The 20,329-nt window shown below is 59.0% G+C and carries 19 protein-coding genes; 13 read left to right on the top strand and 6 right to left on the bottom strand.

The window, feature by feature from the left end:
• Nucleotides 1–67: 67 nt before the first annotated feature.
• Complete coding sequence (gene mpl, locus HCH49_RS13985; protein WP_029739256.1) at nucleotides 68–1,447, top strand: UDP-N-acetylmuramate:L-alanyl-gamma-D-glutamyl-meso-diaminopimelate ligase; 1,380 nt, start codon at nucleotides 68–70, stop codon at nucleotides 1,445–1,447.
• Between the two features lie 76 nt (nucleotides 1,448–1,523).
• On the opposite strand, the gene yjgA is transcribed toward mpl, so the two are convergent.
• On the bottom strand, nucleotides 1,524–2,075 hold the full coding sequence (yjgA, locus tag HCH49_RS13980) for a ribosome biogenesis factor YjgA (protein WP_029739257.1): 552 nt from the start codon (nucleotides 2,073–2,075) through the stop codon (nucleotides 1,524–1,526).
• A 95-nt stretch (nucleotides 2,076–2,170) separates the two neighbouring features.
• On the opposite strand from yjgA, the gene pmbA reads away from it, so the two are divergent.
• From pmbA to HCH49_RS13920, 12 genes are all read left to right on the top strand, one after another.
• Nucleotides 2,171–3,523, top strand: a complete 1,353-nt coding sequence (gene pmbA, locus HCH49_RS13975; protein ID WP_023310180.1) for a metalloprotease PmbA — start codon at nucleotides 2,171–2,173, stop codon at nucleotides 3,521–3,523.
• A 41-nt stretch (nucleotides 3,524–3,564) separates the two neighbouring features.
• Complete coding sequence (cybC, locus tag HCH49_RS13970; RefSeq protein ID WP_008501412.1) at nucleotides 3,565–3,951, top strand: cytochrome b562; 387 nt, start codon at nucleotides 3,565–3,567, stop codon at nucleotides 3,949–3,951.
• Nucleotides 3,952–4,267: 316 nt separating this feature from the next.
• Nucleotides 4,268–4,606, top strand: a complete 339-nt coding sequence (locus HCH49_RS13965; protein WP_221702859.1) for a glycine dehydrogenase — start codon at nucleotides 4,268–4,270, stop codon at nucleotides 4,604–4,606.
• Between the two features lie 10 nt (nucleotides 4,607–4,616).
• Complete coding sequence (locus HCH49_RS13960) at nucleotides 4,617–4,979, top strand: SFCGS family glycine-rich protein (protein ID WP_023293430.1); 363 nt, start codon at nucleotides 4,617–4,619, stop codon at nucleotides 4,977–4,979.
• Between the two features lie 2 nt (nucleotides 4,980–4,981).
• On the top strand, nucleotides 4,982–5,281 hold the full coding sequence (locus HCH49_RS13955) for a DUF4312 family protein (RefSeq protein WP_006810338.1): 300 nt from the start codon (nucleotides 4,982–4,984) through the stop codon (nucleotides 5,279–5,281).
• 22 nt (nucleotides 5,282–5,303) lie between these two features.
• Nucleotides 5,304–6,080, top strand: coding sequence for a DUF4311 domain-containing protein (locus tag HCH49_RS13950; RefSeq protein WP_023310182.1), 777 nt, complete (start codon nucleotides 5,304–5,306; stop codon nucleotides 6,078–6,080).
• 13 nt (nucleotides 6,081–6,093) lie between these two features.
• Nucleotides 6,094–6,735 carry a DUF4310 family protein gene (locus HCH49_RS13945; protein ID WP_023310183.1) on the top strand — a complete coding sequence of 214 codons (642 nt, stop codon included), beginning with the start codon at nucleotides 6,094–6,096 and terminating at the stop codon, nucleotides 6,733–6,735.
• A gap of 42 nt (nucleotides 6,736–6,777) precedes the next feature.
• Nucleotides 6,778–7,911, top strand: a complete 1,134-nt coding sequence (locus tag HCH49_RS13940; RefSeq protein ID WP_221702858.1) for an amidohydrolase/deacetylase family metallohydrolase — start codon at nucleotides 6,778–6,780, stop codon at nucleotides 7,909–7,911.
• Nucleotides 7,895–9,013 (top strand): DgaE family pyridoxal phosphate-dependent ammonia lyase, encoded by a 1,119-nt coding sequence (locus HCH49_RS13935; RefSeq protein WP_047059507.1) that lies wholly within the window; start codon nucleotides 7,895–7,897, stop codon nucleotides 9,011–9,013. Before HCH49_RS13940 ends, HCH49_RS13935 begins: the two co-directional genes overlap by 17 nt.
• Nucleotides 9,010–9,750 (top strand): 2-dehydro-3-deoxy-phosphogluconate aldolase, encoded by a 741-nt coding sequence (gene dagF, locus HCH49_RS13930; protein ID WP_023310186.1) that lies wholly within the window; start codon nucleotides 9,010–9,012, stop codon nucleotides 9,748–9,750. The genes HCH49_RS13935 and dagF overlap by 4 nt, the downstream gene beginning before the upstream one ends.
• Before the next feature lie 114 nt (nucleotides 9,751–9,864).
• Nucleotides 9,865–11,001 carry a lactonase family protein gene (locus HCH49_RS13925; RefSeq protein WP_221702857.1) on the top strand — a complete coding sequence of 379 codons (1,137 nt, stop codon included), beginning with the start codon at nucleotides 9,865–9,867 and terminating at the stop codon, nucleotides 10,999–11,001.
• A gap of 19 nt (nucleotides 11,002–11,020) precedes the next feature.
• Nucleotides 11,021–12,931: a transcription antiterminator gene (locus HCH49_RS13920; RefSeq protein ID WP_221702856.1), complete on the top strand. Its 1,911-nt coding sequence runs from the start codon at nucleotides 11,021–11,023 to the stop codon at nucleotides 12,929–12,931.
• A 32-nt stretch (nucleotides 12,932–12,963) separates the two neighbouring features.
• Here HCH49_RS13920 and nrdG read toward each other — a convergent pair whose 3' ends face one another.
• From nrdG to treR, 5 genes are all read right to left on the bottom strand, one after another.
• Nucleotides 12,964–13,428: an anaerobic ribonucleoside-triphosphate reductase-activating protein gene (gene nrdG / locus HCH49_RS13915; protein WP_048980697.1), complete on the bottom strand. Its 465-nt coding sequence runs from the start codon at nucleotides 13,426–13,428 to the stop codon at nucleotides 12,964–12,966.
• A 141-nt stretch (nucleotides 13,429–13,569) separates the two neighbouring features.
• A complete protein-coding gene (gene nrdD / locus HCH49_RS13910) occupies nucleotides 13,570–15,708 on the bottom strand; it encodes an anaerobic ribonucleoside-triphosphate reductase (protein WP_032662478.1) in 2,139 nt (712 codons plus the stop codon).
• Between the two features lie 376 nt (nucleotides 15,709–16,084).
• The gene (treC, locus tag HCH49_RS13905) at nucleotides 16,085–17,728 is read right to left on the bottom strand and encodes an alpha,alpha-phosphotrehalase (RefSeq protein ID WP_221702855.1); all 1,644 of its coding nucleotides are present in this window, start codon (nucleotides 17,726–17,728) and stop codon (nucleotides 16,085–16,087) included.
• Between the two features lie 51 nt (nucleotides 17,729–17,779).
• Nucleotides 17,780–19,198: a PTS trehalose transporter subunit IIBC gene (gene treB, locus HCH49_RS13900; protein WP_029739268.1), complete on the bottom strand. Its 1,419-nt coding sequence runs from the start codon at nucleotides 19,196–19,198 to the stop codon at nucleotides 17,780–17,782.
• Between the two features lie 128 nt (nucleotides 19,199–19,326).
• Nucleotides 19,327–20,274 (bottom strand): trehalose operon repressor TreR, encoded by a 948-nt coding sequence (treR, locus tag HCH49_RS13895; protein ID WP_047174646.1) that lies wholly within the window; start codon nucleotides 20,272–20,274, stop codon nucleotides 19,327–19,329.
• Between the last annotated feature and the right edge of the window lie 55 nt (nucleotides 20,275–20,329).

The following is a 20,329-nucleotide window of genomic DNA, read 5'->3' as shown; positions in this document are numbered from 1 at the left end:
GAAATGCGTTTCACAGCCGCTAACATGTGAGTAAAATGTGCGCCACATTGAAGAAGGATAGTGACGTATGCGCATTCATATATTGGGGATTTGTGGCACTTTCATGGGCGGACTGGCAATGCTGGCGCGCTCGCTGGGCCATGAAGTGACAGGTTCGGACGCCAATGTGTATCCGCCAATGAGCACACTTCTGGAGAAACAGGGCATCTCGTTAATTCAGGGCTACGATGCCAGCCAGCTGGATCCCGAGCCGGACCTGGTGATCATCGGCAACGCCATGACCCGCGGCAATCCGTGCGTCGAGGCGGTTCTGGAACGCAATATTCCGTTCATGTCCGGCCCGCAGTGGCTGCATGACTTCGTCCTGCGCGACCGCTGGGTGGTTGCCGTTGCCGGTACCCATGGCAAAACCACGACTGCGGGCATGGCGACCTGGATCCTCGAAGCCTGCGGCTACAAGCCGGGCTTCGTGATTGGCGGCGTACCGGGTAATTTCGACGTTTCTGCGCGTCTGGGTGACAGCCCGTTCTTCGTGATCGAAGCCGACGAATACGACTGCGCGTTCTTCGACAAGCGTTCTAAGTTCGTGCATTACTGCCCGCGCACGCTGATCCTCAACAACCTTGAGTTCGACCACGCGGATATTTTTGACGACCTGAAAGCGATCCAGAAACAGTTCCACCACCTGGTGCGTATTGTTCCGGGCCAGGGGCGCATCATCCTGCCTGAGAACGACATCAACCTGAAGCAGACGATGGCGATGGGCTGCTGGAGCGAGCAGGAGCTGGTGGGCGAGCAGGGCCACTGGCAGGCGAAGAAGCTCAACGCCGATGCCTCCGAGTGGGAAGTGCTGCTCGACGGTGAAAAAGTGGGTGAGGTGAAGTGGGGCCTGGTGGGCGAGCACAACATGCACAACGGCCTGATGGCTATTGCTGCGGCGCGTCACGTTGGCGTTCTGCCTGCGGATGCGGCCAATGCGCTGGGCTCGTTTATCAACGCCCGTCGCCGTCTGGAACTGCGCGGTGAAGCCCACGGCGTTACCGTGTATGACGATTTCGCGCACCACCCAACGGCTATTCTGGCCACGCTTGCCGCCCTGCGTGGCAAGGTTGGCGGGACAGCCCGCATTCTGGCGGTGCTGGAACCGCGCTCGAACACCATGAAGATGGGCATCTGCAAAGATGATCTCGCGCCGTCGTTAGGACGTGCCGATGAGGTCTTCCTGCTGCAGCCGCAGCATATTCCGTGGCAGGTGGCCGAAGTGGCCGATGCCTGCATTCAGCCCGCGCACTGGAGCGCGGATGTGGATGCGCTCGCGGATATGGTGGTGAAAGCCGCACAGCCTGGCGACCACATTCTGGTGATGAGCAACGGCGGTTTTGGTGGGATCCATCAGAAGCTGCTGGACGGTCTGGCGAAGAAAGCGGAAGCGGCAGCCGCAGAGTAAAAAAAAGCCCGGTGGCGCTTGCGCTTACCGGGCCTACATTCTTTCCTCCCTCGCCCTCCGGGGAGGGGGGAACTGATTACTCTTCGTTCTCAGACAGCTCGCGCAGATACTGGAAAATCAGGCGCGCAGACTTCGGCGGCTTATTCCCTTCTTTCTCTTTCTGCGCGTTGCGGATCAAGGAACGCAGCTGCTGGCGGTCGGCATCCGGCCACAGGTTCAGCACTTCCGGTACGGCATCATCACCCTGTTCAATCAGGCGATCGCGGATCTGCTCAAGCTTATGGAAAAACGCAACCTGCTGGTTGTGGCGGTTTTTCAGCTTGTCCAGCGCCTGGCGGATCGGATCGACGTCGCGCTGACGCAGCATTTTCCCGATAAGCTGAAGCTGGCGACGACGGCCTTCTTTCTTGATTTTCTGTGCCAGTTCAATGGCATCACGCAGATCCTGGTCGAGCGGGATCTTGTCCAGCGCGTTTTTACCCAGTTCTACCATTTCCGCGCCAAGCTGTTTTAACTCTTCGGCGTCACGTTTAATTTCACTTTTACTGACCCAGATGATCTCATCATCTTCGTCTTCGATGTCATCACCGGGAACGTCGTCGAGCCAGTCTTCGGGCTGCTTAGTCATGTCAGGCTCCTTAAAAAAAGAGGCTAATGTTACCAGTTAAGACGCGCACTGAAAAACGGTTCTCTGTTAGACTTCAGATAACTCTCTCTTACAGTATGGCATTTGCGATGAAAGTAACCTCACAAGTTGAAGCGCAGCGTAAGATTCTGGAAGAAGCCGTCTCCACCGCGCTGATGCTTGCTTCAGAAAAATCAGATGGCGCCGAAGTGGCGGTCAGCAAAACCACCGGCATCAGCGTGAGTACCCGCTATGGTGAAGTGGAGAACGTAGAATTCAACAGCGATGGCGCGCTTGGGATCACGGTGTATCACCAGAACCGCAAAGGCAGCGCGTCATCTACCGATCTCAGCCCGGATGCCATTGCCCGTACGGTGCAGGCGGCGCTGGATATCGCCCGTTATACCTCTCCGGATCCTTACGCAGGCGTGGCGGATAAAGACCTGCTGGCGTTTGACGCGCCGGATCTCGATCTTTTCCACCCGGCGGAAGTAACCCCGGACGAAGCGATCGAACTCGCCGCGCGCGCCGAGCAGGCTTCCCTGCAGGCCGATAAGCGCATCACCAATACCGAAGGCGGCAGCTTCAACAGCCATTACGGCATCAAAGTCTTCGGCAACAGCCACGGCATGCTGCAGGGCTACTGCTCTACCCGTCATTCGCTCTCCAGCTGCGTGATCGCCGAAGAGAACGGTGACATGGAGCGTGACTACGCCTATACCATTGGCCGCGCGCTGGGGGATTTGCAATCTCCTGAGTGGGTGGGTAAAGAGTGTGCCGAACGCACGCTGTCACGCCTGTCGCCGCGTAAACTCTCCACCATGAAGGCCCCGGTTATTTTTGCCAACGAAGTGGCGACCGGTCTGTTTGGCCATCTGGTGGGCGCTATCGCGGGCGGCTCGGTTTACCGTAAATCGACCTTCCTGCTCGACTCGCTGGGCAAGCAGATCCTGCCGGAATGGCTCACCATTGAAGAACATCCGCACCTGCTGAAAGGGCTGGCCTCCACGCCGTTCGACAGCGAAGGCGTGCGCACCGAACGTCGCGATATCATCAAAGACGGCATTCTGACCCAGTGGCTGCTGACCAACTACTCCGCGCGCAAGCTGGGGCTGAAAAGCACCGGACACGCTGGCGGCATCCACAACTGGCGCATTGCCGGACAGGGCCTGAACTTTGAGCAGATGCTGAAAGAGATGGGCACCGGTCTGGTGGTCACCGAGCTGATGGGCCAGGGCGTAAGCGGCATTACCGGAGACTACTCGCGCGGCGCGGCGGGCTTCTGGGTGGAAAACGGCGAAATTCAGTATCCGGTGAGCGAAATTACCATCGCTGGCAATTTGAAGGACATGTGGCGCAATATCGTTACGGTCGGTAACGATATTGAAACACGTAGCAATATACAGTGTGGTTCTGTACTTCTGCCGGAAATGAAAATCGCCGGTCAGTAATACCCGTAAAGGCGTTTTAATAATAAAAAAGGAAGTGAGCAATGCGTAAACATCTGTTAGCGATCGTCGCGGCTTCAACGCTGGTTCTTGGCTCTTCTGCGTTTGCTGCCGATCTTGAAGACGACATGGGCATCCTCGGTCAAAACCTGAAGGTGGTGCAGAAAACCGACAATGCGGCTGAAATGAAAGACGCGCTGACCAAAATGCGTGAAGCGGCGCTGGACGCACAAAAAGCGACGCCTCCGAAGCTGGAAAGCAAAGCGGCAGACAGCGCAGAAATGAAAGACTACCGCCACGGCTTTGACGTGCTGGTCGGCCAGATCGACGGCGCGCTGAAGCTGGCTAACGAAGGCAAAGTGAAGGAAGCCCAGGCGGCGGCCGAGCAGTTTGTGACGACCCGTAATACCTACCACAAGAAGTACCGTTAACCGATCGCGCATCTGACAAACAACCAGCGGGGGCCAGCGGCCCCCGTTTTTTTTTGACGCGGTAATAAGTAAACCCTATCGCCATCACATTTTTGCGTCACCACGCTGAACGTTTCGTTTCCACGGCGCGCGTTTTGCCGCTGGAATACGTGATATTCATCACGCAAATACCGGGATTAATTCAGATTCACCGCATTTATGTGGCACAGATCACTGCTGCGGCTCGCCTTTCCACTTCGAAGTGGAAAACAACTCGCTACAAACAATTCCCCCCCAACGTTAGTTTTATTCCAGAGCCATTAACGGGGTAAGACCAGTGATTAACGGAGCGGTAATGAACGACGTTGGGGAACAGGCGGAGCAAACAGAACAGCTCGCGAACACCATGCTGCAGCAGGTTTATGCCCTGCTGGCCCGAAACAACATCATCCCCAATGCGGTACAGGAGCAGATGCTCACCTCCCACGTGCGCGCAATGGCGCTCCGGTCCGTGACCGGCGAGCCGCTGCCGGAGGTTGAAGCAGAGCTGTTTGACGAAATTTCACCGGATTCAATGCGGCTCGCCCGTGAAGTGGTCGCGCAGTTTGGCAATCTTCCTGATGAAGAAGCCTGGCTGCTCTCCGTTCACTTTGAAGTCGCGAAAGACAACCTTTAAGGAGCAACACATGGAACAGATTACAGTCGTGATTGGCGATCGCCTGGGTAAAGGTCAGAAAGTGGCTGCCGGTGTGGAAAAAGCAGGTGGACGCGCGGTGGTCGTACCGGGCATGGCGGCGGACATGAAGCTCGGCGACGTGATGAAAGCGGAAAACGCCACCTTCGGCATCTCCTTCTGCGGCAGCGGCGGCGCGGGTGCCATCACTGCCCAAACCAAATATGGCTACAAGGCCAAATACGGCATGCGTTCCGTGGAAGAGGGCGTGACCGCCATCAACGAAGGCTGCAACGTGCTGGGCTTCGGCTTTATGGATAAAGAAGAGCTGGGCGAGCGTCTGGTGCAGGCGTGGCAGAAGAAATACGGCGCATAAGCATGAAAGAACAGTTCACAACCACGGTGAGAGTGAAGGGCAAAGGCGACGCCAAAGCGCGCGCCTTTGCCGACGCGCTCAACCACGTTCAGGCCGCGGTGATGAAAGCCTCACCGCATATCTTACTGCGTATTGAGCCACAGGATGTGCAGGTCGTTCAGGCGCAAGAAGCGGTGCGAAAAGAAGCGTTTCTGTTCTTCTTTCTGCGCCGGGAAAGACGCACCTACAGCGTGGAGCTGGATGTGACCGTCAACGTGACCGCTATCAATCTTGACCAGGTGGATTTCGTCACGCAACGCTGATTATTCATAAAAGGGCAGACTGATGTTCTTAATTATATTAATAAAATCGCTCATCATTGGCGGCCTGGTTGGCGTCGGTGTCGGAGCCGGGGCTGCACGCATGTTTCATGCGCCTACCACTCAGGGTATGGGCGCGTTTCGTACGTTGGGGGAACTGAACTCCTGCGAAGGGGATCCGGCGTCCCACTTCTCCTTTGGGTTAGGTTTCTTCTTTAACGCCTGGGCCTCTTCCGTGGCCGCAGGTGCTTTCACACAGGACGTTGACCACCGCATCATCCCGAACTGGGGTGCTGCTGCGCTGATGATCAAAAACCGTAACGTCGGCGAAACGCTGCACGACCCGCGCAAAATGGCGATTGCCTGCGGCGTGATTGGCATGCTCGTCGTCACCTTCCTGAACCTGACCGCCTCCTCCGTTCCGGCAGCGCTTCAGGTCACCGCCGTGAAGGTTCTGGTACCGGCGGCAAACCTGCTGGTCAACACCGTGATGCCGGTGATCTTCTGGCTGGCAGCTATCGACGCGGGTAAAAAATCGGGCTTCTGGGCCACCATCTTTGGCGGCGCGGCGCAGCTGATTATGGGGAATGCCGTACCGGGCCTGGTGCTGGGGATCCTGATCGGGAAAGGCGTGGAAGAGAGCGGCTGGAACCACGTCACCAAAGTGATGATGGCGGCGATCGTCCTGCTCTTCGTGCTGAGCGGCTTCTTCCGCGGCTTCGACATGAAGATGATCGAATCCTTCCATCTGACCGTGCCGAACTGGCTCGACATGATCCACAACTCGCTCAGCGGTAAATAACAGGAGCCTCTAAATGGAACAGAATAAAGGTTTTTGGTATGCCGACTGGTCGTTCCCGATCTTCGTTGGCCTGCTCTCCTCCGGCGTCTTCGCCGGGACGCACATGTACTACCTCTACGGCATCGGCGCGTTTAACGAAGTGGCCTTCGTGGCGATGCTGAAAGCGGGGATCGATACCGGCGTCTACGGCGCGGTGGCGGCGTTCGGCGCGAGCTTTCTGTTCGCCCGTATTATCGAAGGGTCGCTGGTGGGTATTCTCGACATCGGCGGCGCGATCCAGACCGGCGTGGGCCTCGGGGTTCCTGCGCTGCTGCTGGGCGCGGGCATCATGTTCCCGGTGACCAACTTCATTGCCGCGCTGATTACCGGCCTGGTGATTGGTCTGGCGATTGGCTACGTCATTATCCTGGCGCGTAAGTTCACCATCAACCAGAGCAACTCCACCTACGGTGCAGACGTGATGATGGGCGCGGGTAACGCCTCCGGCCGCTTCCTCGGGCCGTTGATTATCCTCAGCGCCATGACCGCCTCCATTCCTATCGGCGTCGGCTCCCTGCTGGGTGCGCTGGTGTTCTACATCTGGCAGAAGCCGATCACCGGTGGCGCGATCCTCGGCGCAATGCTGTTGGGCTGGCTGTTCCCGGTCGCCCTTTAATACCCGCGGGCGCTCAGGCGCCCGCCTTATCAGGAGATCCTCATGTTTGATTTACTCCTGCGCCGTGCGCGCCTTGCCGACGATACCCTGACCGATATCGCCATTCAGGACGGGAAGATCGCGGCGCTGGGCGAGATTGACGCCCCCGCGCATAAAACGGTTGAGCTGAACGGCGACGTGTTCGTCAGCGCAGGCTGGATTGACTCCCACGTTCACTGCTACCCGAACTCCCCGATTTACCACGACGAGCCGGACAGCGTGGGCATTGCTACCGGCGTCACCTCCGTGGTGGACGCGGGCAGTACCGGCGCCGACGACGTGGACGACTTCTATGACATCACCCGCAGGGCCTCCACCGAGGTGTTTGCCCTGCTGAACATCTCCCGCGTGGGGCTGATTGCCCAGAACGAACTGGCCAACATGGCGAATATTGACGCCGACGCGGTGAAGCTGGCGGTGAAGCGCCACCCTGATTTTATCGTCGGCCTGAAGGCGCGCATGAGCAGCAGCGTGGTCGGTGAAAACGGCATCACGCCGCTGGAGCGGGCGAAAGCCATTCAGAAAGAGAACGGCGACCTGCCGCTGATGGTGCACATCGGCAACAACCCGCCGAACCTCGACGAAATTGCCGAACTGCTGAGCTCCGGCGACATCATCACCCACTGCTACAACGGCAAACCCAACCGCATTCTTACGCCCTCCGGCGAGCTGCGCGCCTCCATCACCTCCGCCCTGAAGCGCGGCGTGCGTCTGGACGTCGGCCACGGCACGGCGAGCTTCAGCTTTGAGGTGGCGAAACGCGCCATCGCGATGGGCATTCTGCCGCATACCATCAGCTCGGATATCTACTGCCGCAACCGCATCAACGGTCCGGTCGGCTCGCTGGCGAGCGTGATGTCGAAGTTTCTCGCCATCGGCATGTCGCTGCCGCAGGTGATTGACTGCGTGACCGCGAACGCTGCCGACGGCCTGCGCCTGGCGCGCAAGGGCCGCATCCAGCCGGGTCTCGACGCCGACCTGACGCTGTTCACGATTAAACGCCAGCCGACGGTGCTGACGGATGCCGAAAACGACAGCCTGCAGGCTGAACACATTCTGGTGCCGCTTGCCGCGATCCGCGCGGGCAAGGGCTACATGACCGAACAAGGGAGCACGGAACATGCCTTCGATTTATGAGAAGTACCATTTAAAGCAGGTTATCAACACCTCTGGCCGCATGACGGCGCTGGGCGTCTCCACGCCGCGCCCGGAAGTGGTGCAGGCGGCGATGGACGGCATGAATCACTATTTCGAGATGAAGGATCTGGTCAATAAAACCGGGGAGTACATCGCGAAGCTGCTGGATGTGGAAGGCGCGACGGTGGTTTCCTGCGCGTCGGCGGGCATAGCCCAGTCCGTGGCGGCGGTGCTGGTCAAAGACAGCGACTGGCTGCTGGAAAACCTGCACGTGACCCCGATTGAGAACAACGAAATCGTCCTGCCGAAAGGCCACAACGTAAACTTTGGCGCGCCGGTGGGCACCATGGTGGCGCTGGGCGGCGGCAAGCTGGTGGAGGCGGGCTACGCCAACGAATGCTCCGCCGATCAGCTGGCGGCGGCGATCACCCCGCGCACGGCGGCGATCCTCTACATCAAATCGCACCACTGCGTGCAGAAAAGCATGCTCAGCGTCGAGCAGGCGGCGGTGGTGGCGCGCAAGCACGATCTCCCGCTGATCGTCGATGCGGCGGCGGAAGAAGATCTGCACGCGTACTACCGATCCGGTGCCGATCTGGTGATCTACAGCGGCGCGAAGGCGATTGAAGGCCCAACCAGCGGGCTGGTGATCGGCAAAACCCAGTACGTTGAGTGGGTGAAGCGCCAGACCGCGGGCATTGGCCGCGCGATGAAGGTGGGCAAAGAGGGCATTCTTGGCCTGACCTGCGCCATCGAACACTACCTGACGGCGACCAAAGAGAGCGGGGCCGAGATGGTGGCGAAGATGACGCCGTTTATCGAGGCGCTCAACACCCTCAACGGCGTGACCGCGCGCGTGGTCTGGGACAGCGCCGGTCGCGATATCGCCCGTACCGAGATTAAGTTCGACGAAGCCACGACCGGCGTCGGCACGGGCGATCTGGTGGCGAAGCTGAAGCAGGGCGAATACGCCATTTACTTCCGTGGCTACAAGGCCAACGAAGGGATTATCGAGGCGGACGTGCGCAGCGTGAACGCTGACCAGCTGAACATCGTCTACCGCCGCATTAGCGAAGTATTAGGACAGGAGAAAAAAGCATGAAACTGACCCCCAACTTTTACCGTGACCGCGTCTGCCTGAACGTGCTGGCAGGATCGAAAGCCAACGCCAGCGCCATTTACGAGGCGGCGGAAGGTCACGTGCTGGTGGGCGTGCTCTCCAAAAATTACCCGGACGTGGCGAGCGCCGTTGCCGATATGCGTGAATATGCCGCGCTGATTGATAACGCGCTCTCCGTCGGCCTCGGCGCGGGGGATCCGAACCAGTCTGCTATGGTGAGTGAAATCTCCCGTCAGGTGCAGCCGCAGCACGTTAACCAGGTCTTTACCGGCGTGGCCACCAGCCGCGCGCTGCTGGGGCAGAATGAGTCGGTGGTCAACGGTCTGGTCTCTCCGACCGGCACCGTCGGGATGGTCAAAATCTCCACCGGACCGCTGAGCAGCAACGCTCCGGACGGCATTGTGCCGGTTGAAACCGCGATTGCCCTGCTGAAGGATTTCGGCGGCAGCTCCATCAAATACTTCCCGATGGGCGGCCTGAAGTGCCGTGACGAGTACAAAGCGGTGGCGGAAGCCTGCGCCCGTCACGACTTCTGGCTGGAGCCGACCGGAGGTATCGATCTCGAAAACTATGAGGAGATCCTGCAGATCGCCCTCGACGCGGGCGTGAGCAAAATCATCCCACATATCTACAGCTCGATTATCGACAAAGCCAGCGGCGACACGCGCCCGGAAGACGTGCGTACGCTGCTGGAAATGACGAAGAAGCTGGTGAAGTAGTATCTGCCCTCACCCTAACCCTCTCCCAAAGGGAGAGGGAACTTTTACCCCCTCTCCCTTTGGGAGAGGGCCGGGGTGAGGGAAAACAAACCGCACAAACCTGAAGGAGCCACCATGCATACCCGTACCCTGCTTGTTGCTTCACTCTCAATGTTCGCCACCGCCGCTATCGCCCAGCCGCAGTACGCCTGGGTGGGCACCTACAACCCCAACGGTGAAGGGCTGTACCGCTTTACCGTTGACCCGCAAAGCGGCGCGCTGGCGAATAAAACGCTGGTGAGCAGGCTGCCGAACGCCGCGCAGCTGGCCGTCTCGCACGACGGCAAAACGCTGTATCTGGCAAGCGAAGTGGAGCAGGGCGTGGTGCAGGCGCTGCGGGTGGGGGATAACGGCGCGCTGAGCGAGCTGAATCAGGTGGCCTCCGGCGGCGCGGGGCCGGTTTACCTGTCGCTGACGCCGAACGGTCGCCATCTTCTGGTGGCGAACTATGTCAGCGGATCTATCGCAGTGCTGCCCGTTAAAGCAGACGGCAGCCTGGGTGACGCTACGGACAAACGTCAGGATCAGGGCGAACCGGGTGCAGCGAAGCCGGAAGCGGCTGTCGAAGGAAGCTTTGCCATCAGCGATCACAACGGCCCCCACGCGCACATGATCGCCGCCGATCCGAGCGGGAAATACGTGTTTTCCACCGATCTTGGGCTGGATCGCCTCCACCAGTACCGTTTTGACGATCGAACAGGGAAGCTGACGCCTAACGATCCGCCGTTTATCAGCGCCTCCTCAAAAGGCGCCGGGCCGCGCCACTTTGTCTTTACGCCAAAAGGCGATGCCCTGTGGCTGATTAACGAAGAGGCGTCTACGCTCACCCATTATACCGTGAACGCCAACGGCACCCTGAAAGAGGGCAAAACGCTCTCAGCCCTGCCGGAAGGTTACAAAGGCACCAGCTTTGCTGCCGGGCTCGCATTAAGCGCCGACGGTAAACAGCTGTATGTGGCTAACCGTTTGCATAACAGCATCGGGCACTTTACCGTAACAGCGGAGGGCACGCTGACGCATCAGGACGACGTGTGGACGCGCGGCGACTACCCGCGCACCCTGACGCTCGATAAGCAGGAACGCTGGCTGTACGTCATGAACCAGCGCAGCGACAACATCACCCGTTTCCGCGTGGCGCAGGACGGGAAATTAAGCTTCGAGCCGGACTATACCCCGGTCGGCAGCCCATCTCAGATGGTCATTTCACCTTAAGCTGTAAGAGGACAAACCCGTGCGATTTCCGAACCAACGTTTAGCGCAACTGTTCGATCTGTTGCAAAACGAGACGCTGCCGCAGGACGAGCTGGCGCAGCGGCTGTCGGTCTCCACGCGAACCGTCCGTGCCGATATCACCGCCCTGAACGCGCTGCTGGCAGGCCACGGCGCGCAGTTTATATTGAGCCGGGGCAACGGCTATCAGCTCAAAATTGATGATGCCCAGCGCTACCAGCAGCTGCAGGCATCCCACCCGCGCGCGCTGCGTATTCCCCGGACCGGGCCGGAGCGCGTGCACTATCTGGTGGTGCGTTTTCTGACTTCGGCATTTTCTCTTAAGCTGGAGGATCTGGCGGACGAGTGGTTCGTCAGCCGCGCTACGCTACAGAGCGACATGGCCGAAGTCCGCGAGTGGTTCCACCGCTATAACCTGACGCTGGAAACGCGTCCGCGCCACGGGATGAAGCTGTTTGGCAGCGAGATGTCGACCCGCGCCTGCCTGACCGATCTGCTCTGGGAGCTTGCGCAGCAGGACAGCCTGAACCCGCTGGTGACCGACGTGGCGCTGAATGCAGGCGTGGCGGAGCAGATGGTGCCCGTGCTGCACGAGGCGCTGACGCGTCATCACATCCGTCTGACCGATGAAGGCGAGCTGTTCCTGCGCCTGTACTGCGCGGTGTCGGTGCGGCGCATCAGCGAGGGCTATCCGCTGCCGGAATTCCACGCCGAAGACGTAGAAGAGAACGTGCGCGAGGCGGCGAAAGATATCGCCGTCACTATCCAGCAGCTGGCGGGCAAAGCGCTTTCACCTTCGGAGGAGAGCTGGCTGTGCGTGCACATTGCGGCGCGGCAGATTCAGGAGATTGCCCCGAGCGCCATTAACGCGGATGACGACGAAGCGCTGGTCAACTACATCCTGCGCTACATCAACACCCACTATAACTACAACCTGCTCAGCGACGCGCAGCTGCACGCGGACCTGCTCACGCACATCAAAACCATGATCACCCGCGTGCGGTATCAAATCATGATCCCCAATCCGCTGCTGGATAACATCAAGCAGCACTACCCGATGGCGTGGGATATGACTTTGGCGGCGGTGTCGAGCTGGGGAAAATACACGCCTTATGTGATCAGCGAAAACGAAATCGGCTTCCTGGTGCTGCACATCGGCGTCGGGCTGGAGCGCCACTACAACATCGGCTACCAGCGCCAGCCGCGCGTGCTGCTGGTGTGCGACGCAGGTAATGCCATGGTCCGCATGATTGAAGCGGTGCTGCAGCGCAAGTACCCGCAAATTGAGGTGGCCCGCACGCTCACCCTGCGCGAGTACGAGCTGGCGGAAACGATTAGCGAAGACTTTGTGATCGCCACCGCCCGCGTAAGCGAAAAGTCCAAACCGGTGGTGACGATCGCCCCGTTCCCGACCGATTACCAGTTAGAGCAGATCGGCAAACTGGTGCTGGTGGACCGCACCCGCCCGTGGATGCTGGATAAATACTTCGACGCGTCCCATTTCCGCATTATCGACAAGCCGATCGATCAGCAAACGCTGTTCCGTGAACTGTGCGCGCAGCTTGAAGGCGAGGGGTTTGTCGGCGCGGAGTTCCTGGATTCTGTCGTCGAGCGTGAAGCCATCGTCAGCACCATGCTCGGCGACGGCATCGCGCTGCCGCACTCCCTCGGCCTTTTAGCGCAGAAAACCGTGGTCTATACGGTGCTCGCCCCGCACGGCGTTCAGTGGGGAGACGAAACCGCGCACGTCATCTTCCTGCTCGCCATCAGCAAAAGCGAATACGAAGAGGCGATGGCGATTTACGATATCTTCGTCACTTTTCTGCGTGAGCGGGCGATGTCGCGGCTCTGTAGCTGCGGAGATTTTGCCGGGTTTAAGGCGGTGGCGATGGAGAGTTTGAGTCGGTTTTGAGGTAAGGGCGGACGGATAACATCCGCCTTTGTTCATCGCAAATGGTGCACAACCTGGTTGCTGCTGCCGCGCCAGATCAGGGCCGGGTCTTTTAAATCCTGCACGAACTTGCCGTCGACCAGGACGTTAATCAGATCCACTACTTCTCTTTGCTGCGCATTGAGTTCATCCAGCTTATATCCCGTCCAGACCCAAATATCTTTGCCTGCACATTCGCGGCGAATGCGCTTCACCAGCTTCAGGATCTCCGGCACGTTTTGCGGGTGCAGCGGATCGCCGCCGGAGAGCGAAATCCCCTGGCGTTTGATGCGTGAATCGTTCAGGTCGTTGACGATCCGGTCTTCCATTTCGGCGGTGAACGGCATGCCGGAATTTAAGCGCCAGGTGCTTTTGTTATAGCAGCCGGGGCATTCGTGGACGCAGCCTGAAACGAACAGGGTGCAGCGGGTGCCGGGGCCGTTGACGATGTCGACGGGGTAGTATTGATGATAATTCATAGCGTTAACCTGATGCCCTCACCCCGCCCCTCTCCCACAGGGAGAGGGAGAAAACCGGTGTCAGGCTTAGCAATGTGCTCGATCGGTTCCCTCTCCCTTGAGGGAGAGGGGTAGGGTGAGGGGGAGAACCCTGCGCAGAACTTACCCGATCTGCCCATTCCCCAAATGCTTCACGCGACGCTTCACCTCTTCCTGCTTCCCGGCGTTAAACGGACGCGCGTCCGGGCTGCCGAGATAGCCGCACACGCGACGGGTCACGGAGACGCGAGCCGCATCGTGGTTGCCGCATTTCGGGCAGGTAAAGCCTTTGCTCGTACACTCGAACTCACCGGTAAAGCCGCACTCGTAGCACTCGTCGATTGGCGTGTTGGTCCCGTAATACGGCACGTGCTGATAGCTGTAATCCCACACGTCTTCCAGCGCCTTCAGGTTGTGCTGAATGTTCGGGTACTCGCCGTAGCAGATGAAGCCGCCGCTGGCGATCGGCGGATACGCCGCTTCGAAGTCGATCTTGTCGTACGGGTTCACCTTTTTCTCCACGTCGAGGTGGAAGCTGTTGGTGTAATACCCTTTGTCGGTCACGCCTTCCACGATCCCGAACTCGGCGGTGTCCAGACGGCAGAAGCGGTCGCACAGGTTCTCGCTCGGCGTGCTGTAGAGGCTAAACCCGTAGCCGGTTTCCTCTTTCCACTGGTCAACCGCGTCGCGCAGGCGCTGAACGATGGCGATGCCTTTCTCACGCAGGGCCTCGCTGTCGTACATATGCGTATCCCCAGCCAATGCGTTGATGGTCTCGTGAATACCGATATAGCCCAGCGAAATCGACGCGCGGCCGTTTTTGAAGATCTCCGACACGTCATCGTCCGCTTTCAGACGTACGCCGCAGGCCCCTTCCATATAAAGGATCGGCGCGACGCGGGCCTTGACCCCTTCCAGACGTGCAATACGTGTCATCAGCGCTTTGCGCGCCAGCTGAAGACGTTCATCCAGCAGCGTCCAGAATTCCGCTTCATTGCCTTTCGCCTCCAGCGCGATGCGCGGCAGGTTAAGGCTGATGACGCCCAGGTTGTTGCGCCCGTCGTGGATCTGCTCGCCGTTTTCATCTTCGTACACGCCGAGGAAGCTGCGGCAGCCCATTGGCGTTTTAAACGAGCCGGTCACTTTCACAACCTGGTCGTAATTCAGGATGTCCGGATACATGCGCTTGCTCGCGCACTCCAGCGCCAGCTGTTTGATGTCGTAGTTCGGATCGCCAAACTTGTGGTTCAGGCCGTCGCGAATGGCGAACACCAGTTTCGGGAACACCGCCGTTTTGCGGTTTTTGCCGAGACCGGAAATGCGGTTGCGCAGGATGGACTGCTGGATCAGGCGCGATTCCCAGCTGGTGCCCAGACCAAACCCGAAGGTCACAAACGGCGTCTGGCCGTTGGCGGTGTGCAGCGTGTTTACCTCATACTCCAGCGACTGGAAGGCGTCGTAGCACTCTTTCTCGGTGCGGGAGTGCGCATAGCCGTCGGCGTCCGGGATCTGCCACTCTTCGGCCGTTTTACGATGCTTGTTGAAGCTTGCCGTCACGAACGGGGCCAGCACTTCATCAATGCGGTTAATCGTGGTGCCGCCGTAAATATGGCTGGCGACCTGAGCGATAATCTGCGCCGTGACGGCAGTGGCCGTGGAGATTGATTTAGGCGGTTCAATCTCGGCGTTACCCATTTTAAAACCGTGGGTCAGCATGCCTTTCAGGTCGATCAGCATGCAGTTGAACATCGGGAAGAACGGCGAATAGTCGAGATCGTGGTAGTGAATTTCACCGCGCTCGTGCGCCGAGACCACGTCGCGCGGCAGCAGGTGCTGACGGGCATAGTGTTTGGCGACGATACCGGCCAGCAGGTCGCGCTGGGTCGGGATCACTTTACTGTCTTTGTTGGCGTTTTCATTGAGCAGGGCGGAGTTGGTCTGCTCCACCAGGCCACGGATCTCCTGGTTCAGACGACCGCGCTTCTCACGCTGCACGTCACGATCGTGACGGTACTCAATGTAGGCGCGCGCCAGCTGCTTGTAAGGCCCCGCCATCAGCTGGTTCTCAACCGCGGTCTGGATCTCACTGATATCGACCTGGCTGCGTTCGTTCATCTGGCTGCTAACGACTTCTGCGACGGTGGCGCAGTAATCTGCGTCATCGACTCCCGCTGCTTTAGCTGCACGCAGAATGGCTTCCTGGATGCGCTCTGATTTAAACGGCACTTTACAGCCATCACGTTTCATCACATGCGGTGTCATGATCACTCCATTTTTTGAAAACAGGTTATCCACAGAGGTGGAGAAGTCATAACCGGGCGTATTCCCCGCCGGGCCAAAGACTTCCCGCGTTCCCAGCTCGTGTTATCCACAATTCCGGCCAGCGTAAGCGCCGTCTTGTTGTTGGAATAGTAGACGATAAATACAAGATGTTGGGTCGGCGTGCATTTTAAGTGCTACATATAGTGATTTGCATCAAACATGTTTGCGATTTATTTGATGCAGAACAAAGTAAAAAGACGAGAGTACAAACGACGGGCGCTTCAGCGATTGTAAAGGCGCGAGAGAAAAATCTGATTATTTACTCAACAAAAACAGTAAAGTAAGCCGGGTGCTGAGCCGCACCCGGCAGGGAAAGTTACTGCTGCAACCACCAGACGGCTTCAAACGGACGCAGCGACGTCGTTTGCGGCGCCGGGTAGTTACTCATCAGCACCTGCGACCTATCGCTGAGAGCGTCTGCCTGCCATTCCTGCGGTATATTACTCAGGTTTGCCGCCACCATCAGCGTCTGCCCCTGCCACTGACGACGGTAGCACCAAAGAGAAGGATGTTCCGGCAGAAGATCCTCATAATCTCCCCACGTCAGCACCGGCAAGGTTTTACGCAGGCCGATCAGCGACTGGTAGGTGTAGAACACCGAATCCGGGTCGTCGAGCGCGGCGCGGGCGTTCACCGTCTCGTAATTGTCGCAGACGCCAATCCACGGCTCGCCCTCGGTAAAGCCCGCATTGTGCGAAGCGTCCCACTGCATTGGGGTTCGCCCGTTATCGCGGGACTTACTCGCCAGAATCGCCAGTAATTCATCCGGTTCGCGGCCGTTGGCGCGCAGTTCGGCGAACATGTTCAGGCTTTCCACGTCGCGATAGTCGGTGATGCGGCTGAAGTGCGGGTTGGTCATCCCCAGCTCCTCGCCCTGATAGATATACGGCGTGCCCTGCATGCCGTGCAGCACCATGCCGAGCATCTTCGCGGCCTGTACGCGGTATTCCCCTTCGTCACCAAAGCGCGACACGATGCGCGGCTGATCGTGGTTACACCAGAACAGCGCGTTCCACGCCCTGTTGTGCATCCCCTGCTGCCAGTGGCGGAAGAGGGTTTTCAGCGCCACGAAGTCCGGTTTCGCCTTCGTCCATTTTTCGCCGCCGGGGTAGTCCACCTTCAGGTGGTGGAAGTTAAAGGTCATCGACAGCTCGCGTCCGTCGAGCGAGGCGTACTGCTGGCAGTTCTCCAGTGAGGTCGAGGACATCTCGCCCACCGTCATCAGGTTGCGCGGGGTGAAGACGTCCCGGCTCATCTCCTGCAGATATTCGTGAACGCGCGGCCCGTCGGTGTAGAAGCGGCGGCCGTCTCCGGTGTTGTCGTCCGGGAAATCCGGGTCTTTTGAAATCAGGTTAATCACGTCGAGACGCAAGCCGTCCACGCCGCGATCGGCCCAGAACTCGCACACCTTTTTCAGCTCGGCGCGCACTTCTGGGTTCTCCCAGTTGAGGTCCGCCTGCTCCGGGGCGAAAAGGTGCAGGTAATACTGCTCGCTCTCGGCGTGCCAGCGCCAGGCGTTGCCGCCAAACTTGGAGCGCCAGTTGTTGGGAAGCTGCTCCGGCGTGCCGTCGCGCCAGATGTAGAACTGGCGGTACGGGCTCTCTTTGTTCAGCGACTCGCGAAACCAGGCGTGCTGCGTGGAGGTGTGGTTAAACACCATGTCCAGCACGATGCGGATGGCGCGCTCGTGCGCCCGGGCAACCAGCTCGTCGAAATCATCCAGCGTGCCGTAAGCCGGGTCGATGGCGGTGTAATTCGCCACGTCGTAGCCGTTATCCACCTGCGGGGAGATATAAAACGGCGTCAGCCAGATGGCGTCGATGCCGAGGGTTTTCAGGTAGTCCAGACGCTGCGTCACGCCGCGCAGATCGCCGGTGCCGCTGCCGGTGGTATCCTGGAAGCTCTTTGGGTAAATCTGATAGATGACGCCGTTCTGCCACCAGTGAGGAAGGGTATTCATAATGCGTTCCTGCAAATGCGAAGGGGCGCAACTGCGCCCCGAAAGAAGAAGTTAAACAATCTGCAGCGAGCCCTGACGGAACTTACGCTGGTAAACCACGGTGGTGAGCGCCATAGGGACGATGATCGCGATGGCCATCGCCAGGGCAAACACCTGCCAGTAAGCCGGCTGGATGGAGAGAATGCCCGGCAGGCCGCCGACGCCAATCCCGTTCGCCATCACGCCGTTCAGACCACACACCAGGCCCGCCAGACCCGAACCGATCATCGCGCAGAGCATCGGGAAGCGGTATTTCAGGTTGATACCGTACATCGCCGGTTCTGTGACGCCGAGGTAAGCAGAGATGGCTGCCGGAACGGAGATCTCACGCTCGTTGTGCTTGCGGCTGACGATGATGATGCCGGTAACCGCCGACGCCTGCGCAATGTTAGACAGGGCGATAATCGGCCAGACCGGCGTGCCGCCGAGGCTCTGGATCATCTGCATATCAATGGCCAGCGTGGTCTGGTGCACGCCGGTGATCACCAGCGGGGCGTACAGGAAGCCAAACAGCGCGGCACCGATTGGCGCAAAGCTGCCGGTCATCAGGTGACGCACCGCGAAGGCCACGCCGTCGCCGATCATGCGGCCAAACGGACCGATAAAGGCGTGCGCGAGGAACACCGCCAGAATCAGCGAGCAGACCGGCACCACCACCAGATAGAGATAATCCGGCACGATGCGCTTCAGGCGCGTTTCAATAAAGCCCAGCGCCAGACCCGCCAGCAGGGCCGGAATGACCTGCGCCTGATAGCCCACTTTGGCAATGGTAAACAGGCCGAAGTTCCACACCTCGGGCACCTGCTGACCAAGTAAGTAAGCGTTCATTAACTGTGGAGAGACCAGCGTGACGCCCAGCACGATACCGAGAATCGGCGTGCCGCCCATTTTGCGCACCGCGGACCAGCAAATCCCGACCGGCAGATAGAAGAAGATCGCCTCGCCAATCAGCCACAGGAAATCGTAAACGGTTTTCAGCGCCGGATACATCTGCGCCAGGGTTTTGCCGTCGCTCATCGGCACATCGCCGATGACGTTACGGAAGCCTAAGATTAAGCCCCCGCTGATCAGCGCGGGCAGCAGCGGGAAGAAAATTTCCGCGAAGTGGGAAATCAGCTGCTCGTGCCACTTCATATTCTGGCGCGCGGCCTTCTTCGCCTGCTCTTTATCGGCAGAAGAGTGCCCGGTTGTCGCCAGCAGAGCCTGATAGTAATCGCCCACTTCGGTACCAATAACGACCTGGAACTGCCCGGCGTTGGTGAAGCAGCCTTTGACCATGGAAAGTTCTTCAATGGCCTTCGGGTTGGCTTTGGCCGGATCGTTCAGCACGAAGCGCAGGCGGGTAATGCAATGGCTGACGGTAGCGATGTTTTCGCGTCCGCCGACCAGGACGATCAGCCGATCGATATCTGCTTGTTTGACTTTACTCATCATGAAACCTCATGACAGATGGTGAGGGGTGTAATGACCTGAGCGCAAGCCTACTCCTTCAGCGTGACGGCGAAAATGGGAACGTTCCCGAAATCAGGCGAAGATCACAATAATCTGTTTTAGAGGGGTTACGAAAGGTGAGCGGGAATGACGATCTGACGAGGCTCTGAACGCCCGTTTATCTGCTCGATAAGCTGTGCTGCGGCCTGTCTGCCGGACTCGGCGTAGCCCGGATCGACGGTGATGATCTCCGGGTGCAGGAACTTCATCAGCGGCGTGCTGCCGACGCTCGCCACCTGCAGGTTATCGATGCGCTGCTCCTGCAGATATTTGCTGGCACCCAGCGCCAGGGTATCCGTGGCGCACACCAGCGCCGTGGTCTGCGGCGTAAGAACGCTGGCGGCCTGCTCGTAGCCCTGCTTCATGCCCAGCCCCGGCAGGGAGGCCACGGCGGAGAGGTTGTGCTTTTTGCAAAAGGCCAGATAGGCCTCATGCCGACGTTTGCCGGTGGTGACGTCCGCGTGCGGGACGCCGAGGAAGCTGATGTGACGATGGCCCTCGTCAAACAGGCGCTGCATCAGGGTGATAATCGCGCCCTCATCGTCGTAGCAGACGGAGGCAAACCCGTGTGCATCGCGCGCCAGCAGCACCAGCGAAGGCTGCCAGGGTTTCAGCATCTCGTCCTTAATGCCGGTAAAACCGAACAGCACCACGCCATCAATGTTGCGCCGCTGGAGCATCCCCAGATGCTCTTCAACCAGCTGCACAGAGAACTGGCTCTCCATCATGATCGGATCATACCCCTGCTCATAGAAGGCGGGCAGCATGGTCTGCACGGCGAGATTTTCAGACAGAGAGTCCAGACGAGAAACAATGATGGCGACGACTTTGTCACTCTGCCCGCGCATGGCGCGCGCGGAGCGGGAAGGGGAAAAACCGTGCTGATTCATAACCGCCTCAACGCGCTCGCGGGTGCGTTCGCTGACGCCGCTTTCGTTGTTCAGCACGCGTGAGACGGTCGATTTCCCCACGCCGCTTAAACGCGCGATGTCTTTAATCGTAAGGCGGTTCTGCATGCTGTATTCCCTGTAACAACGACGATGTAGTGAATTGAGCCTAATGCTATAGCGC

This window comes from Enterobacter sp. Y17 (assembly GCF_019730495.1).
GTDB classification, from domain to species: domain Bacteria; phylum Pseudomonadota; class Gammaproteobacteria; order Enterobacterales; family Enterobacteriaceae; genus Enterobacter; species Enterobacter asburiae_B.
The sequence above is the reverse complement of the archived record's forward strand: the minus strand, read 5'-3'. Positions and strand labels throughout refer to the sequence as shown.

Coding starts and splice junctions, on each gene's coding strand:
- mpl (WP_029739256.1), top strand. CDS start 68: ATGCGCATTCATATATTGGGGATTTGTGGCACTTTCATGGGCGGACTG.
- yjgA (WP_029739257.1), bottom strand. CDS start 2,075: ATGACTAAGCAGCCCGAAGACTGGCTCGACGACGTTCCCGGTGATGAC.
- pmbA (WP_023310180.1), top strand. CDS start 2,171: ATGGCATTTGCGATGAAAGTAACCTCACAAGTTGAAGCGCAGCGTAAG.
- cybC (WP_008501412.1), top strand. CDS start 3,565: ATGCGTAAACATCTGTTAGCGATCGTCGCGGCTTCAACGCTGGTTCTT.
- HCH49_RS13960 (WP_023293430.1), top strand. CDS start 4,617: ATGGAACAGATTACAGTCGTGATTGGCGATCGCCTGGGTAAAGGTCAG.
- HCH49_RS13955 (WP_006810338.1), top strand. CDS start 4,982: ATGAAAGAACAGTTCACAACCACGGTGAGAGTGAAGGGCAAAGGCGAC.
- HCH49_RS13950 (WP_023310182.1), top strand. CDS start 5,304: ATGTTCTTAATTATATTAATAAAATCGCTCATCATTGGCGGCCTGGTT.
- HCH49_RS13945 (WP_023310183.1), top strand. CDS start 6,094: ATGGAACAGAATAAAGGTTTTTGGTATGCCGACTGGTCGTTCCCGATC.
- HCH49_RS13940 (WP_221702858.1), top strand. CDS start 6,778: ATGTTTGATTTACTCCTGCGCCGTGCGCGCCTTGCCGACGATACCCTG.
- HCH49_RS13935 (WP_047059507.1), top strand. CDS start 7,895: ATGCCTTCGATTTATGAGAAGTACCATTTAAAGCAGGTTATCAACACC.
- dagF (WP_023310186.1), top strand. CDS start 9,010: ATGAAACTGACCCCCAACTTTTACCGTGACCGCGTCTGCCTGAACGTG.
- HCH49_RS13925 (WP_221702857.1), top strand. CDS start 9,865: ATGCATACCCGTACCCTGCTTGTTGCTTCACTCTCAATGTTCGCCACC.
- nrdG (WP_048980697.1), bottom strand. CDS start 13,428: ATGAATTATCATCAATACTACCCCGTCGACATCGTCAACGGCCCCGGC.
- nrdD (WP_032662478.1), bottom strand. CDS start 15,708: ATGACACCGCATGTGATGAAACGTGATGGCTGTAAAGTGCCGTTTAAA.
- treC (WP_221702855.1), bottom strand. CDS start 17,728: ATGAATACCCTTCCTCACTGGTGGCAGAACGGCGTCATCTATCAGATT.
- treB (WP_029739268.1), bottom strand. CDS start 19,198: ATGAGTAAAGTCAAACAAGCAGATATCGATCGGCTGATCGTCCTGGTC.
- treR (WP_047174646.1), bottom strand. CDS start 20,274: ATGCAGAACCGCCTTACGATTAAAGACATCGCGCGTTTAAGCGGCGTG.